13 protein-coding genes are annotated in these 16,909 nt (G+C 46.1%); 9 read left to right on the forward strand and 4 right to left on the reverse strand.

Annotated features, from left to right (window positions below; all coding sequences use genetic code 11):
• Positions 1 to 90: 90 nt before the first annotated feature.
• Positions 91 to 1,674: a pentapeptide repeat-containing protein gene (locus ACQ4M5_RS32120; RefSeq protein ID WP_430679883.1), complete on the reverse strand. Its 1,584-nt coding sequence runs from the start codon at positions 1,672 to 1,674 to the stop codon at positions 91 to 93.
• 178 nt (positions 1,675 to 1,852) lie between these two features.
• Between ACQ4M5_RS32120 and ACQ4M5_RS32125 the strand changes: the two genes are divergently transcribed.
• Positions 1,853 to 2,044 carry a hypothetical protein gene (locus ACQ4M5_RS32125; RefSeq protein ID WP_430679884.1) on the forward strand — a complete coding sequence of 64 codons (192 nt, stop codon included), beginning with the start codon at positions 1,853 to 1,855 and terminating at the stop codon, positions 2,042 to 2,044.
• Between the two features lie 312 nt (positions 2,045 to 2,356).
• Here ACQ4M5_RS32125 and ACQ4M5_RS32130 read toward each other — a convergent pair whose 3' ends face one another.
• Positions 2,357 to 2,530, reverse strand: a complete 174-nt coding sequence (locus tag ACQ4M5_RS32130) for a hypothetical protein (RefSeq protein ID WP_430679885.1) — start codon at positions 2,528 to 2,530, stop codon at positions 2,357 to 2,359.
• A gap of 326 nt (positions 2,531 to 2,856) precedes the next feature.
• Between ACQ4M5_RS32130 and ACQ4M5_RS32135 the strand changes: the two genes are divergently transcribed.
• The 8 genes from ACQ4M5_RS32135 to ACQ4M5_RS32170 all read left to right on the forward strand — a co-directional run bounded on the left by ACQ4M5_RS32135 (position 2,857) and on the right by ACQ4M5_RS32170 (position 14,151).
• Positions 2,857 to 3,147, forward strand: coding sequence for a YkvA family protein (locus ACQ4M5_RS32135; protein ID WP_430679886.1), 291 nt, complete (start codon positions 2,857 to 2,859; stop codon positions 3,145 to 3,147).
• A 555-nt stretch (positions 3,148 to 3,702) separates the two neighbouring features.
• Positions 3,703 to 5,898, forward strand: a complete 2,196-nt coding sequence (locus ACQ4M5_RS32140; protein WP_430679887.1) for a GTPase domain-containing protein — start codon at positions 3,703 to 3,705, stop codon at positions 5,896 to 5,898.
• An 11-nt stretch (positions 5,899 to 5,909) separates the two neighbouring features.
• A complete protein-coding gene (locus ACQ4M5_RS32145; protein WP_430679888.1) occupies positions 5,910 to 6,899 on the forward strand; it encodes a hypothetical protein in 990 nt (329 codons plus the stop codon).
• A gap of 8 nt (positions 6,900 to 6,907) precedes the next feature.
• Positions 6,908 to 7,786, forward strand: a complete 879-nt coding sequence (locus tag ACQ4M5_RS32150) for a hypothetical protein (protein ID WP_430679889.1) — start codon at positions 6,908 to 6,910, stop codon at positions 7,784 to 7,786.
• A gap of 80 nt (positions 7,787 to 7,866) precedes the next feature.
• Positions 7,867 to 8,004 (forward strand): hypothetical protein, encoded by a 138-nt coding sequence (locus tag ACQ4M5_RS32155; RefSeq protein ID WP_430679890.1) that lies wholly within the window; start codon positions 7,867 to 7,869, stop codon positions 8,002 to 8,004.
• Between the two features lie 109 nt (positions 8,005 to 8,113).
• Positions 8,114 to 12,766 (forward strand): CHAT domain-containing protein, encoded by a 4,653-nt coding sequence (locus ACQ4M5_RS32160; protein ID WP_430679891.1) that lies wholly within the window; start codon positions 8,114 to 8,116, stop codon positions 12,764 to 12,766.
• A gap of 75 nt (positions 12,767 to 12,841) precedes the next feature.
• Positions 12,842 to 13,243, forward strand: coding sequence for a hypothetical protein (locus ACQ4M5_RS32165; RefSeq protein WP_430679892.1), 402 nt, complete (start codon positions 12,842 to 12,844; stop codon positions 13,241 to 13,243).
• Positions 13,243 to 14,151 carry a hypothetical protein gene (locus tag ACQ4M5_RS32170; protein ID WP_430679893.1) on the forward strand — a complete coding sequence of 303 codons (909 nt, stop codon included), beginning with the start codon at positions 13,243 to 13,245 and terminating at the stop codon, positions 14,149 to 14,151. Before ACQ4M5_RS32165 ends, ACQ4M5_RS32170 begins: the two co-directional genes overlap by 1 nt.
• A gap of 76 nt (positions 14,152 to 14,227) precedes the next feature.
• On the opposite strand, the gene drmC is transcribed toward ACQ4M5_RS32170, so the two are convergent.
• Entirely contained in the window at positions 14,228 to 15,025 is a 798-nt protein-coding gene (gene drmC / locus ACQ4M5_RS32175) for a DISARM system phospholipase D-like protein DrmC (protein ID WP_430679930.1), read from the reverse strand.
• Positions 15,026 to 15,034: 9 nt separating this feature from the next.
• Complete coding sequence (gene drmB / locus ACQ4M5_RS32180) at positions 15,035 to 16,903, reverse strand: DrmB family protein (RefSeq protein WP_430679894.1); 1,869 nt, start codon at positions 16,901 to 16,903, stop codon at positions 15,035 to 15,037.
• Between the last annotated feature and the right edge of the window lie 6 nt (positions 16,904 to 16,909).

Here is a 16,909-nt window from a genome sequence, read left to right on the forward strand (position 1 = left end):
GGGGTTCTCGGTGAGACGACAATTGTTCCATATGTTGCATTAATTGATCGAATTGGTATTAGCTCAGGGAAATCAGCAGACCAAGAATTGCTATCTGGAGATGAATTCGTGATCGCTTGTAGAGTCATTGAAAATTGCACCTCGCCGTTTCAGGTCGAGTTTTTCGTCTTTAGTGAGTCCGATGCCTTTGCCAAACCGGGTGTTTTGTACGATTGCACCGCTGAGATTGGTGGTGCTGAGGTCGATACCACTGAGGTTAACACCGCTGAGATTAGCACTACTGAGGTTAGCGTTACTCAAGTTGATTCTTTTGCAATCGAGGGGGTCGAGGTAGACGAAGGTGCTGGCGCTGGCAAGGGTGATGGCAAGGGTGCTGGCGCGGTTACGGACACTAGTGAGGTTGGTGACGTGGGTGTGGGCGCGGTTGAGGGCGCGGCTGAGGGCTTGGATGCGGATAAGGGCATCGGTGAGGTCGAAGCCGAGGGTGCGGGCGTTGGTGCGGATAAGGGCGTTGGTGGTAGCGAGGGTGCGGATAAGGGTGCGGATAAGGGCGTTGGTGCGGATAAGGGCGAGGTCAATGGCGTTGGCGAAGTCGCGGGCGAAGTCAATGGCGTTGGCGCGGTCGAGGGCTAGGTCATGGATGAAGTCGCGGGCGAGGTCGAGGTCACGGTCGAAGTCACGGTCGAAGTCATGGGCGAAGTCATGGGCGAGGATGAAGTCGAGGGCGCTGGCGCTGACGCGGGCGAGGGTGAAGTCACGGTCGAAGTCACAGTCGAGGGTGCTGATAAAGTTTGCATCACTTAGGTCAGCACCACTTAGGTCAGCACCACTTAGGTCAGCACCACTTAGGTCAGTACAACCTAGGTCAGTACCATTTAAGTTGGCATTCTGGAGATTAGCACCACTTAGGTCAGCATCACTTAGGTCAGCATCACTTAAATCCACTTCTCTCAATTGACGTTGCGGAGTTGGGTGACTGACAATCTCTTGGATCAAATCCCATTTTCCATCAGAACTCTCTCCCTCAGACTCTTCCAGAAACTCTGGAGTCAAAATTTGGATATCTTCAACTGGAAACCCATTTATCTCGGTCAGTTCTCCTGATGTAATTCGATCTATCAGCTTTGCGACATTTCCTGGAGAGCCTTGAATCGTAACTCTGATGCTGCCCGCCTGAATTTCTCCTAATCGGATGTCATGTCCTCCGTACTGTTTCAGGAGAACTTCAAACGTCCATTCAGAATCACTTTTAATAGAGGCAATGTCACCCTCTAGAACAATAACTGCTTTGATCTCTCCGTTCTCTCTGTTAGTAACGGTAATTTGGCGGCTAGCAGACGATTTTATACTTATCGACTGATTTACAGCTATGGCAGCGCCTGGGTTGATTACTTGCTCAGGATCTTCTAGCGATCGCTGCTTAATAATAGGTTCTAACTCTGCAATACTTCTCCAATCTTCTATCATCAAACCCTCACAAATTCTCTTGAATGAGGAGAGTTGAATGGACTGCTGATTGAAAAACTTATCAACTGTACTTTTACCCATCAGTTGAGCCTTGGCGAAGTTACTGATTGAGTCAAAGCCCAATCGAGCCAAAGCTTTTCTCGATCGCTCGACTCCTTTGACTGAGGCTGTAACCTTTATCCTTTCACGTTTGGCTGGAGGCTTCATCGTCTTACCGTTCTCTCTCAGCAATCTTAAACCAATCAAAACTTGGGCATAAGTTAGTTATGAATAAAAATAGTCATACATCAGGCTAAAGAGAAATCTATAAAATCCTTTTCTGGAGAAGCTTCTAGGATTTTCGAGGGATGCTAGAAGCATGAAATTCAATCTCTTAGGAGTCCATATGAGTAACCTTCCTTCTTCATCAAGAAAACAGATTTCTGCTTTTGCCAAACTTTCACGCCCTATCACAATTTCAATTCTCGTTACAGGAGTCGTTGCCCTCACCGCGATCGCGCTCAAGTTTCCCGGCAGAATTGAGTTTAGAGGAGGCAACCAGGGAATTGTCTTTGTGTTTGATGGAAGTGAAAAATAGGAGAGTGGGGCTGAAATTGCCCCCAGTTCTTTATCTCTGCAATTTTTTTAACCGTATCTCCTACCATTTTTAAAATTGCTGCTCTAGATTTCCAAATCTTGCAAGTTTGCTGAAGAACGTTCTGATCAAATGCTGCTATCGGTGAATCTGGGTGCAATTTCGTCTTTTCCGGTGTGTTCGGCGGATTGTTTGCTACAGGTTTTTATCGTCATCTTCAGGAGTAACATCGCTGCTCTGAGTTGTGCCACTCGGACGTTTTACGCCTTTCTTCCCGATATTGCCAGTTTCGAGCGATCGACCTCTGCGATCGACTCACTCACCAGAAATATTTACAGTGCCTTTCGCCTCAAACTCTGCGCGGACATCCCCAATTAGCGGCGCGAATACTCCGAAATAATCAGCAATCACTCGCTCGCTTGGGAGTGTGCCAGGGTGCCCCAATTCGATCGCTAGAGCTTCGAGCAGTTCAGGATCGGAAAAAATCATTTCACACTTGGCGCGTTTGTCTTTATGGGTGAGTGGTATCCGTAGCCCTATTAGTTCTGTTGCAAAGTTCTTGAATTGAAAAACGGCTTGTGTGAACTGGATTGATTTAAGCGTTCACTAGATTTCTTCGATAACCTTCACTTGAGATACACTGCCTCCTTCGCTGATTCCCTTCGCCCACCCTTCCTTAATCATATTTGCTATTTTTCTCCTTAAACAATATTTTGACTGTCGGAATCGCCCACCCTTTAAGCTTCGGTTTTCCGACATAGCGACTTCTATGTCTGGTCACGAATAATACTAGATGTTAGGCTTGGAGACTTGGGATGAATGACTTTCTGAATCAGGTTCGCCAATTTGTCGGCATAATACCTTTTACCAGCGATGCTGTCGCGATGTACTTCTGCATGATCGATCCTAACACCCGGATCGAGGTTAAATTAACAATTGCAGGCGCTTTGACCTATTTTCTCGCTCCTATGGATACAATCCCTGATGTTATCGTGGGCTTGGGCTTTACAGATGATGCTTCTGTAATTGCATTAGCACTCGCGACGATCGGCAGTGCGCTCACAAGTGAACATCGCCAGAAGGCAAGGGCATTTTTTGAGAATTAATGGAGAGCGGTATCTGCGGCATTGGATAATTTTACTTGATTACAGCGGTACTCCTAAAAACCACTCGTTCCTGATCCTGCATGGCAAGGTTTTCGGCTTTTTTTCAGCGACCGCTTTTCTAGCCAAATCATCGAGTTCTAATCTGTCAAGCCGCTTAGCGAGTAAAGGGTGAACAGAAAAAGGTTTCACCGATAGATTAGTAAGCCAATCCCCCAAGCAATCACAATTAAAAGCTTTGACATCCAGAACATGAAATTCAGTTTGAGGCAAAACGAAAAGTAAGTTTGAATCTGATGAAAGGATAATTGTCAAAATTGAGACGCAATCCTGCGAGTTGTTTCAATATCACCTTTAGGTCTCACTCTAAACGTGCTTGCTGCCTAAAGCTATGCAGCTTAAGAACAAGTGAACTGTAGCTTTTTTGTTAAGGTTTAATTATAGTTTTATATGAAAATACGGAAATTAGGGTAATACAATTGAGGAGCATTATGTACTGAATACTGAATTATTTCAGAGGGAAGTCATAGAGTGCCGTGTAATCCAGCGGGACGCAATATGGAGAAGACAGCTCAAATCGCTGCAATCATCGAAAAACGTAGTCCACTTGCACAGAGAATAGGGGCAGTTGAGCATCATCTCAAAACCTTTTCTGAAGTGCTGCAATCTTTGCAGAATCAGTGTAGTGAACTGGCTCAAAAAGTGGATGACCCAGAAGTTTATGGACGGCTAAGCGAAGTCAATACTGCGCCAATACAACTTCACATTACGGCTGAGATACAGGCATTGAGCAAACTCAGACTGCGATTTTCTCGCCAGACTCTTAATATTGGTGTCATTGGACGAGCGAGGCAAGGCAAAAGCCGATTGCTTCAAAGTCTGAGTGGGTTGACAACCGATGAGATTCCTGATGGCGATCGTCAACATTGCACGGGCGTTCGCAGTACAATTCATCACAATCCTGTACTCGAAACGTATGGCGAGGTCTGGTTTCACTCCGAGGAATCTTTTCTAAACGGCGTGATCGCGCCTTACTACGAGAAACTTCGTTTAGGGTCTAAGCCATTTTCTCTCAATACTTTTGCAAACGGTCTTTTACCAGAACTCCCACGCGAACTTTCTGCTTACGCTGAACCTGGAGCCATGTATGAGCATCTCAAGCGGTACCATGTTCACATTGAAAGTTATCGTCATCTGTTAAACGCTTCTCCAAAACAAATTTCGAGAAACGAGATCCGAGAATACGTTGCTCAAGACACGCCTGATGGACAACGCATCTTCTTTAATTACCTAGCAGTTCAAGAAGTTAAGATTACCTGCAAGTTTCCGCATGAAGAGGTAGGGAAAATTGCGCTAGTAGATATGCCAGGGTTGGGAGATACGGGAGTCGGAGATGAATCTCGTCTGGTTCAGACACTAGGGCAAGACGTAGATGTTGTTCTATTTGTGCGAATGCCCAAGTCGTCGGGAGATTACTGGGCGGATGTTGATGTCCGTCTCTACGACATAGCGCGAGATGCCCTAACCGCATTGCCAATTGAAGAATGGTCTTTTCTGGTTCTCAACCGCACCAATCCAGATTCTAAAAATGGCGACAATCAGAATAACTGTAAAGATCTGGCGGAGAGTCTGGGTGAGAAACACATCAAGGTGATTCAGCAAATGATTGCAAACTGCGCTGATCGCACTGAAACTAGCGCCCTACTCGATTCTGTGCTTCAGTACATGGCTAAGAATATTGCACGGCTCGATCAGCAGTATGCAGCATCCTGCCAGGAACGCTTATTTCAACTGCAAAAGGAGATCGCTTCGGAACTTAAGAAAGCACAGCAAGCAATCGATCACGCTAATTACAAAACGAATTGGTTTCCGTTGTTTGAAACCCTGTTTCAGCAGCTTTGGGATCAACTCACAACCGGGTTAGAAGGGTTGTTAAAAGCGTTGAAAGATCAGCGAGATCAACCGGATTTAGACTTTCAGCAACAAGTAGAAGTTGCACTTGTTGCGTGTCGAGCAGATACGGGATTACCCACAATTGAAGATATCGAGACGCGACGAAATCGAATTGGTGGCTACCCCAATGCTTACTATGAATATTTGAATGAGGTTCGTGCCCATCTGTCACAGCATTTTCTCGTAGTTGATGAAGCCCTCAAACAGGGACTGATACGAGTCAAATCTCAAGTTGCCGACGTGCTGATTAGTCAAGGGCAATTGGGAGAACTCACTCAATTCCGCTCTGCTGAATTTCTTAGCGCAATTGCTGACCAAATTCCCGAACATTTAATTTCGGGTTCCTCTAGCCAAATCAAGTTAGGCTTTGAGATTTTGGCTTCGTTTGACTTGTCTTACCGAGGTTTGATTCAGCACCGAATTCGTCAACACCTTGATGATCTGACTCCGGATACGACTCAACTTCAGCTTTCTGCTTCGCCGTCTGCTGAGGAAGTATTAAGCTGTCTCTCGTCGCTACATGCGGAGGCGGTGTATCGGTGCCGAACTGCCCTTGACGACTTGCTAGCTGAGCCAAGCCAAGCTGCCTTCGCGATCGTTGAAGAGTTTGTCGATCGAGTCTTACGCTCTAAAAATGCTCAAACAGAATGGCGGATTTTTTTAGAAGATGTACGCTCTGATGTTTGGAGCGAACAATTTCAAGAGTTAGGAGAACGAAGCCGAACTCGTCGAGTCTGGCTAGAAACGGTAGAACGAGTCGCGACAGCAAATCAAATTGAACAGTTCAGATTTATTGATTGAGAAGAGTAGAAATGCAAGAACTTCAAATCACCATGTTGGGTCCGAGTGGTGTCGGAAAGACAACGCTCTTAACTGCAATGTATGAACAGTTCGAGAAAAATATTGGTGTCACCAATCTGCAACTTACACCAGACGAAGACAGCTCAGCAATTTTGCAGGATCGACTAGTAGACCTGAAAAGCTTACTTGATGTGTTTGAAGCTAGAGGAAGAGTTGGGATTGGAGGCACTGAGGCAATCGCGGGACCAGAGTCGCTACGATCATTCAAATTTGGCTTGGGCAAAAAAGGAGAGAAGCCTTCATTACAGTTAAACTTTCGAGATTATCCTGGTGGCTACCATCAAGTAGAGGCAACACCTGAAGAGAAAAACTTTGTTAAAGAGATTCTGAAGAAATCAGTTGCAGTTATGATTGCGATCGATGCCCCAGCGCTGATGGAAGAAAAGGGTAAATATCATGAGAAGGTCAACCGCCCACAGCAGATGAAAGACCTATTCAATGCGGCTTATCAAGATTTGGACTCGCCGAGGCTAATTATTTTTGCACCCGTGAAGTGTGAAAAGTATCTTAAGGACGAAAAGACAGCGAGCGAACTATTAAATCAAGTTAAATCCGGCTACGCCAACTTAATCGAACATTTTGACTCTGAGAAGCTGAGTCCTTGGATTGTAAGTGTGATTACTCCGGTTCAGACGGTGGGAAGTGTAATCGTGACGCGAATTGAGCCAGATGCAGATGGTACTCCGCACTTCTACTTTCGTAAAACAAAGCATGATGCTAAATATAGTCCGAAAGACAGCGAACAACCGCTACGGTATCTGATGAGATTTTTGCTCAAGCTGCATCTGGATCAGCGCAATTGGGGATTTTTTAATTTTCTTCGTAATTGGCTCAGCTTAGACGCGCATTTGAAAAAAGCTGTCGATGAATTTGCACGGGGCTGCAAAACAACCAGTGGATTTGCCATTCTCAAAGGCGAAAAGTGGCTGAATATTCAGTGAGAGAAAATATGATTATTTACGTTCAAAGTCGTGGTAGATCTCAGGAACACGATTATCGCTGGCTAGAAGTTCGCAAGAGCAGCCAGAGTCCGAGTATTCCTCCTTTGCTGAAAGACCTCAAGGTTGAGGAATTAATTGAAAGTCAAAAGCCATCGATTATTTTGGCGCGTTCTGGTAAATATTTGCTGCTATTAGTGACAGCACTGGAAAGTCGGGAGGAACGCAGCGATTTTATGCGCCGACAGATTAGGAATTCTGTTGCTTGGGTTTCGGAAGAAAAACCCGAAATCGAGCAGCTTTTTCGAGCAATTACTGTTCGGGCACTTCGGGGCGAATTAGCAGCAGACATTGACAAGGCGATTGGTATCGGTGGTCAATACGGGTTTGAGGTCGATTTTGAACAGCTTCGTCATTTAGTTGATCACTTAGAGGTTGGTGTTAAACCCGCAACTTCTGCTTATTTTAAATATGGGAAGAACAATATCGAATTAAGAGCTGATCTAGCTCTAGAACTGTCACAGTTTAGTCTTCCGCATGATTTGGATAATCAAATTCTAGTCGTGGTTACTACACTCAAATCACAGGAGGCACTAGAGAGATTTCAAGTGTGGCGGGGGCTGTCTAATCGAATTGAGTCTCAAACTTGGGTAGAAGTCTCTACTTCAGCAAGTAACAGAACGGAGTTGGGATCGCAAAAAAAAACTCTGTTGCTCGGAATTCTAGTCGCGGTCATCGTGGTCGCGATCGGGTGGATGATCTGGAGCAGCACTCTCAACTCAGTTCCTCAGAATTCACCGCCAAGAAGCGGAACGTCGAGCCAACCGCCTTCAGCGACATCATTGAGCAAGGTACCAACAACCTCACACAGTCCCTCTACCTTGCCCTAAATCAAGCAATTTCGGGAGCTTCGGAGGTTGCGGGACTATCCAGCTATCATCTCCGCTACTTACTTCAAATGCTTGAATTCATGCTGCGGGTTGATGAATTACAGCAATCTGCCCGTGAAAATTCACTCTCGTCTAGCCAGTTAGAGGTACTCGAACAAGCCAAAGATGCGATCGCGCATTTCATTCAATGTATAGACGAGGTTGACAAGCACCGTTAGCTCTTTATTGAAGGGCATAGATTCTTGAGCTGATGTCTTGTGTTTTGAGAAAGAGTTTTCGATGTAAGGAGTTTCTACAACAAGGCTGGGTTGATTAGAGGGGTAGAGTATGGTGGATGAGCAACGGATGCAGGCGTATGGGGCATTAATTGAACAACTGCTGAATTGTCATGAAGGAGAGGAAGCAAACATCCTGCAAAATCACCCAGACTTAGTTGATGCTAGGTTGCTGGCGGCAATGGAGCAGGTTGCGGTGCATTTGGAAAGTCAGGGGAGCGAGAATGCCCAGTGGTTGAAAGAATTTGCAGCACAGTTGGCAGAGACACTAGGCTTGAAGCAATTCGTACCGCAAGCCTCAGAATCCACTCGACAGTTTTTGCTAGAAACGTTTCAGATGATCGCAGACAACCAAGATGCTCCACAGCAAATCTATCCAGTGTGGTCCCAGCAGGTAGCGCACTTGAATCCAAACTTGCTAGAAGCTTTACCCCAAGTAGCATCTCAATTATACGGAGATACGACAAAAAGCCCCGACTCCACTGCACATAACCTATCCATATTTGGACAATTAATCGCAGGGTTTTCCGAAGGGTTTCATTGGCTGAATCTTGAGATTGCAATTACTGCGTATGAGCAAGCATTACGGATTCAAACTCTTGAGACTGTTCCAGAACAGTGGGCAACGACACAATATAATTTGGCATCTGCCTATGAGAAACGTGTTCAGGGTGAAGAAGCTAGCAATATTGAATACGCCATCGCTGCCTATGAAAAGGCATTACAAGTCTGTACGTCTGATGCTTTTCCAAAGATTTGGGCACGAATACACTTTAATCTAGGAAAAATCTACGAACGACAACGTATTCAAGGTGAAAAGGCTAACAATATAGAGACCGCTATCAGTTTATATGAAGGAGCATTACAGATTTATGAACACGATACCTTTCCAATCGATTGGGCGTTGACAAAGATTTACTTGGCAGTCGCTTATGAAAATCGCATTCAAGGAGATAAGTCTGATAATCTCGAACAAACTATCAGTGCTTACTATGCAGCATTACAAGTTTTTACCCGTGAAGAATTTCCAGGAATTTGGGCTGAAACACAATGTAAATTAGGATACGCTTATGAGGATCGAATTCTTGGTGAACGAGCAGAAAACCTAGAATACGCAGTCGCTAGTTTTCACTTAGCATTACAAGTTTTTACCCGTGAAGCTTTCCCGGAAGAGTGGGCTGGAATACAAGATGACCTTGCTCATACTTATGGTAAGCGCATCAAAGGTGAACGGGCAGATAATCTGGAAATGGAAATCACTGCCTATCAACAAGCCCTACAAGTTTATACCTGTGAGGCTTTTCCACGACAGTGGGCAAGAATTCAGTGCAATTTAGGATTTACCTACTCTGAACGAATTCGAGGGGAACGAGCAGATAATCTGGAAATGGCGATCGCAAAATACGAACTAGCTCTTCAAGTTAGAACCCGTGAAGCCTCTCCGGAGGAATGGGCTACAACTTTGAATGGTCTTGGTCTTGCGTATGTAGATCGTATTCGAGGGGAACGAGCAAATAACATTGAAACCGCGATCGCCTTATATGAATGTGCCTTGCAAGTCAGGACTCGTGAAGCATTGCAAGAAGAGTGGGTCGAAACACAAGTTAACCTCGCTGCTGCCTATATGTCTCGCATCCAAGGAGAAAAAGCGGAGAATTTAGAAAAATCAATCATGATCTCAGAACAGACGTTGCAAGTTTGCACCCGTGAGACTTCTTCAGAAAAATGGGCAGCCTTGCAGGGGAACCTTGCTGTTGCTTATGTGGAACGTATTCGAGGGGAGAAGGCTAATAACCTAGATCAAGCAATCGCTGTGCTTGAGCAAACTCTGCAAGTCTACACCTGTGAAGCTTTCCCAGAGAAGTGGGCAATGTCACAAATGAACTTAGCCTATTCATATATATGGCGCATTCGAGGGGAACGAGCCGATAACTTGGAACTATCGATCGCCTACTCTAAGCAGGCACTGCAAGTTTTTACTCGTGAAGGTTTTCCAGAACAGTGGGCAAAGACGAAAAATAATCTAGCTGCTGCTTACTTATACCGCATCCGAGGAGAGCGCTCTGGTAATCTTGAACAATCGATCGCTTACTCTGAACAGGCACTGCAAGTCTGTACGCATGAGGCTTTTCCAGAACAGTGGGCAATGATACAAATTAATTTAGCTAATGCCTATGTGTTCCGCATTCAGGGATATAGGGCTGAAAATTTGGAACTATCAATAATCTTCTCTAAGCAGGCATTGCAAGTCTACTCACACCAAGCTTTTCCGGAACGATGGGCAACGGCGCAGAATAATTTAGCTACTGCTTACCTGTATCGCATCCAAGGAGAGCGATCTGACAATTTTGAACAAGCAATCGCTTACTTTGAACTCTTACTTCAAGAAGTTTATACTCGTGAGACTTTTCCAGAACAGTGGGCAAGGACGCAAATGAACCTGGCTGCTGCCTATTTATACCGCATTCGAGGGAAGAAAGCTAAGAATCTGGAACAAGCGATTATTTACTCTGAACAGGCGTTGCGAGTCTACACCTACGAGACTTTCCCAGAGCAATGGGCTATGGTGCAAATGAACTTAGCAAGCATTTATGGAGAACGAATTCAAGGAGAAAGATCCAATAATATTGAACAAGCGATTACCATTTCTGGTAAAGCCATACAAGTCTTCACTTATGAAGCTTTCCCGGAGCAATGGGCTATGGTGCAGATGAATTTAGCGAACACCTATCTGTCCCGTGTCCAAGGTGAGAAGGCTGAAAATCTGGAACACTCAATTACGCTTTATAAGCAGGCGCTGCAAGTTTTTACTCGTGGGGCTTTCCCAGAAAAGTGGGCAATGACACAGTATCACTTGGCAGTTGCCTATGAGAACAGAATCCAGGAGGAGAAAGCTGACAATCTTGCACAGGCAATTGCTGCCTATGAAAAAGCACTAAAGGTGTTCACCCCGATAGCTTTTCCTAACGATTGTCGGCGAACTGCAAGTTGTTTAGGTAGCTTACATTTTAAGAAGCAAGCCTGGTTAAAATCCGCTAAGGCTTACACTCGTGCGCTGCGTGCAGCAGAACGTCTTTACCAAAACTGTATTCTCTTAGATGGCAAGACTACTGAAATTTCTGAGACAGGTAATCTTCCCGCTTACGCTGCCTACGCGCTTGCTCACTGCGGGCATCTGAGATCTGCCGCCCTAGTTTTAGAACGAAGTCGCGCTCGTGGACTCAGCGAAATTATTGATCGGGATCGGACCAATCTAGAAGAACTCAAGCAACTCAATTTTGCTCTCTATAGCCACTATAGAGAAATCGCTCACCAAATTCGTAACTTGGAAGCCCAGCAGAGGGAATATGTTACCAGTGGTACGACAGCTAAAGAAAAATATCAGGTTCGCCAAAGCCTCACTCCCGAAGCCCACAGTCTTCAAGCTCGTCAGCTATACCAAAGTCTTGGTACTGTTATCAAGCAAATTCGTCAAGTTGAAGGCTATGCTGATTTTCTCAAACCGACCGACTTTACTGATATTCATGCTGCTGTTCAATCTGATCGCTCTCTTGTATATATCACAGGCACCAGTGCTGGAATTCTTGTACTCACTGTAACTCCACATAAAGTCACTGATTTGTGGCTCAGTGCCCATACTCACGAAGCTTTAGGCAAAACTCTAAAGATTTGGTTGAAGGCTTATGGGGAAAGACAACTTGATGAATCGATATGGTTAGAAGCAATCGATCAAAGCACCCACCAACTTTGGCACCTTTTGATGGAACCTCTGATTCAACATCTTAAAGCCCAGAATTTAAGCCATGCTGTTCTCATCCCTTCTGGAGTATGGAGTTTCTTCCCATTTCATGCTGCTTGGACTGAAAATGCGAAAAGCCCTAGTGGTCGTCGTTATGCCCTAGATGAAATTCACTTTACCTATACTCCCAATGCCAAATCACTTACTACGGCTCAAGGAATCGTTGAGTGTGTTCAGCCCAACGTGATTTTGGCAATCGATAATCCTACTCAAGACCTAGCTTACTCTGAATGGGAGGTGCAAGGAGCTGTTTCCCATTTTGAGCAGCACATCGTTCTTCGTCATGCCAATGCAACTCAAGAGACTGTGTTGTCAAACCTCTTACGAGCAACAATTGTTCACTTCTCCTGCCACGGTCAAGCTTATCCAACTGAGGCAGAGATGACAGATCCCGAAACTCAAGAGCTTACAGAAGGTTTTTCTCCTCTTGATAGTATCTGTCTTCAAATGAGTGACGGCAAACTTACGCTCAAGGATATTCTTGCACTAAACCTGAGCGAAAAAACTGGTATCCGTCTTGCTATCCTTTCTGCTTGTGAAACCGGACTTTCTGGTGTACTACACAGCGTGCTGTATGACATTGCTAATACCGACGAGGCTATTAGCCTTCCTGCCGGACTGCTCCAAGTAGGTGTCGCAGGTGTCATTGCCTCTTTATGGGCTGTCTCCGAACTCAGCACTATGATCCTCTTGGCACGCTTCTATGACCTATGGCGAAAAGAAAACTTACCAATTGATCATGCTCTTTGCCAAGCCCAAATCTGGATTCGCGACACTACTAGCCAGCAGAAAGCTCAATATTTCCAGTTCACCTATCCGGATCTCTTTCAAAGACTTGTCGTCTTACCCCCTAATTATTTCGCACATTCCTTTCACTGGGCTGCTTTCAGTTATACAGGTGCATAGATCTGCTCAACTTATCACGAAAATTAAACCTAGCACTTGAACTTCAAAACATACTTTTTCACAGGCGTTTCTCCTATGTACACCCCTGAGCAAATTCTCAAAACCGCGCAAATTCTTCGATCTCAAGTCGCTCAAACTCTTCCCCCTGAACAAATCGCTCAACTCGATACGCTCATCCTCCAAGCCCAAGCGGGTGAGAACGTTAGCGATGAGATTCTTTTACTTCTCGGTAGCAATGAACTTCTCCGTGAACCAGCACAAGCTCTCTTGGCTGATTCATCAGACTTTACAGAAGAAGTCAAAGGTTATGTCCGACTGACGGGAGCTGGTTCACCAATCAGTTACCCACGTTATCAATGCCCCGACTGCGGCTATACTTGGTCTCGAATTGATTTCAACGAACCCATCCCTTCCTGCGCTAAAGATCCCACTCATCGTCTCCTTCAACCTATCGATAACCGTGAGATGCAATCGTAATGTCGGCAAAATTCCTCGAAGCCTTCAGCGGTAAGTTCGCCGAACAATGGATCGCTACGCTCCTGACTCCAGCGTTCATCTTCTGGGCAGGGGGTGCGATCGCTGCATGGCAAAAGCTTGGATGGCAAAACTTGAGTAGCTGGTTCATTCTACTGCCCGAATCGTTGCAGATTGCCAGCCTTTTCGGAATTTTTCTCATTGTTAGCCTCTCTGCTTTGACTATCCAGCGCTTCGATATCCTCATCATTCAGTTCCTCGAAGGTTACTGGTTTCAGAAGATTCGAGGCTTAAATAATTTCCTTGTAAAACAATCTCGTAACCAGCGTAGTCAACTCATCGAACAACTCAGGACACTGAATAACCTTGGGTCAAGCATGAACACCCAGCAAAGAACTTTATATTTCCAGTGCGATCAACAATTCCGCTACTTCCCCGACGAAAACGAACTTCTTCCCACTCGACTCGGTAATATTCTCCGCTCTGCCGAGCGCCGTCCCCTCAAACGTTACGGACTTGATGCCATTATCTGCTGGACTCATCTCTGGCTCCTGCTACCTGATGCCGCCCGCACTGATCTCTCCACCGCTCGTAGCGACCTTAATGCCGCTGCTCGTGCTTGGATTTGGTCGATTCTATTTATGGTTTGGTACCCCATCTTCGGGGCACAATGGGCAGTTTCTGGCGCAATTGTCGCTCTAGTTATCTATAACACCTGGATACTTGACGCTGCCAGAACTTACGCTGACCTGATCACTGCTGCTTTCGACACTCACCGCCACTTGCTTTATAAATCACTTCGCTTTCCTCTACCTGATCGGACTGACACAGAGCCTCAGCACGGCGAACAACTCACTCGCTATCTCTGGCGCGATCATCCACAAGCAATTAGTCTCAAAGATCATAACTGAGATAATGACCTCAACAGTTCTGCAATCAGAATCATCTCAAACAGCGCTTGACAGAATACAGCAAGATTATCTCTTGCTACCGGACCGTTAGATTTCCGTGCAAAATCAAGCTATCAATCTGCTGAATCACTTGTTGTGCCAAGCTTTGATTGTGAATTAGCACACCCATCTCTATGTTCAGCGACATTGCATACTCAGTCAAGTTCGCGCTGGAGACAAAAAGGTGTTGTCGATCGCTCACAGCACATTTAGCATGAAGTGAGCCATGCCTGCCTTGCTCATCGATCGGACGTTTCGCTTTCAACCAGACGCAGAGTTGAGAGCGCCTAAGAACCTCATCCCCAAACGTTGACAAAAGCCCAAATGAAATCTTGCCAGCGCTAGCTTCAGGAGTTTCTGCGACGATGCGAATGTTTACACCACGATCCAGCGCTGCAATTAATGCTTGAACAATTTCAGGAATGTTATAGATTGCAAAGCTAACGATTAGAAGATCGTGCTGTGCATCTCGGATCAGTTGCAGCAAAGTTTGATCCGTTCGGCGCAATGGAAAAGATTCTGGATTCGGTCCTGTCCAAACAAGTTCAACAGATAGCTCTTGGCGCATTTGCGTCTGACAATGAACTGCTGTGGAGAGCGCGATCGCAATCGCTCTGCCATCCAAATCACTGCTCTCTGCCTGCCAAATCTCAACCAGGCGATTGAACTTTTGCCGCCATGCCGCTCTAGGTAGCAGTTGAAGAAGGTTATGCTTCATCTTGGGCAACTCGCCCTGCCGAATTGTCATAAGAGCCTGAATCAGAGCCTCCAGTGTTGAGGCGGGTACTTCCTGAGCTACACGACGAATCTGTTCTAGTAGGTTGGAAGAGAACATTTCCACCAATCACTCTCCAAGTTTGAAAAAGGCGAGTTGAGCGAGTTCAGTCTTGACGGTTGGAATGAGTACCGTTCGATCGAGATACTTATTGCCTCGTTCGCAGGATGTTTCTGGACTAAAGAGACAAGCGTGACAAGCCGCCCAGTGCAGCGTATTAGGGGATTGTAGTGGACTATGTTCCGCGCACAGCGGATCAGAGGCACATAGGCACATCTGCTCTAACGCCTGATCAATGTGGCGACCGAGAGTGGTCGGCTCTCCCAAGCTAACAAGCCCCCCTAGTGTGCCCTCACTATCCGGAGCAGCCGTATAAATCAGAATTCCTGCCTGCGGTCCGTTCTCGTCCTGCGGCGCTCTTGAGTAGATGCGCTCTCGGAGACTGGCAGCCGTATAGCCACATTCGATCGCAAACTGTCGCATCAAAGCATGAGCAAAAGAATGCAGCAGAATGTATCGAACGCCTGGATAATTTGTGTCTGGATTCAGCGATCGTGCCGTGCGCCAACGACGATGAGCCTCAATGCTCTGTTTCTCGTAGGTAATGACTTCGGGTAAAGTTTCCCATTGTGCGATCGCGGATTCCTTGAACTGGATAAATAGCCCTTCTCCTCGAACTTCGGTGGCGGGAACCCACTTTGGCTCTTGACGACTGAGGGGTGCCCAGTAATCTTGGGGCAACTCTCCAGTTTCAGCAAAATCGCCAGGAGATTCGATGCGTGAAAAACCGACTAAGGCTCGGACTTCTCGCAAGCGATCGACCAGCACAGCCTTCTCAATATAGGACTTATAGCCTTTGGGAGACGCAATAGCCGTGAGCCAAAAATCTGAAGAATTTAGGCTCGTTTCTGCGGCTGAGAACACCTGCCACTCTGGGGTTTTGATATCTTTCGCTTCGTTACTTTCGTCGATCGTTTCAGAGCGCCTCTGCTCGATTTGTGCCCAAATTTCTGAATCTGAGTGCTTGGAGAATTCCTTTAATTGCCCAATCAGCCGAAAGGCAGCAAGAACTTCTGGGCTGACTGCTTTCTCCAGAACCGTCCAATGCTTTTCGACCAGTTGTGCCAGCTTATCGGCTACGGCTGGAATCGAAAGCGCAAACAGGGTAATGGGAAACCAGCTATTAGAAGCACCTAACAGAATACCAACCATCTGCTGATCGCAACCGCCTTCATCAAAATTCCGTAGGTGAACATGGCGACCGCGACATTGAGGCATATTCTTTTTGCCAGGTTCACCAAAAGCATCAGACATTCGACGAGTTGCACCACAGCTATCACATTTCACCTCAATATCCGCCGCAGAACCGGACACCCCATACTCGTTCAACCGTAAGGTTCCTTTCTTACAATCCGCACCGCGATGGACAAAGTATCGCCAAGGAAAGTCATCTAAATGCCCATGCTTACAGGCAACGAGGAAACGAGCCGGAATGACAGTCGGTGGGTATTTGCCCTTTGGACAGTTCGTATGCACATAGCGGTTTTGATCTGGACGAAAGCGATCGGTCTTCAAGTCAAACAATCGAGATTGTAGCGGTGCTAAGAGGCGGCAATTCGGGCAGAGCATCCAGGTGGGAAATGGAGAAACTGGAATACCGATTCGGTGGCTTTCGTCGAGAAAGCTTGGCGCTCCATCGGATTCAGGAGGGAGGGGTGGAGACAGTAGACGCTTGACAGAGGGTGAGAGCGATCGCTTTACCGCTCCGAGCAATCGTTCCTCTCCTAACTCCTTGGCATAGTTGATATCCCAATCATCAAGTCCCATGACCATTGTGGAAAGATTGGGTAAATCAATCACGGAGCCGATACCAGCGGAAAAGAGAATCTGGCTAGGTCGGAGTTCACCAACTTTATTACGGGGTTGTGCTTGTGTCATAAGGGA

This window comes from Leptolyngbya sp. AN10, assembly GCF_050565645.1.
Classification (GTDB): Bacteria; Cyanobacteriota; Cyanobacteriia; order Leptolyngbyales; family Leptolyngbyaceae; genus Leptolyngbya.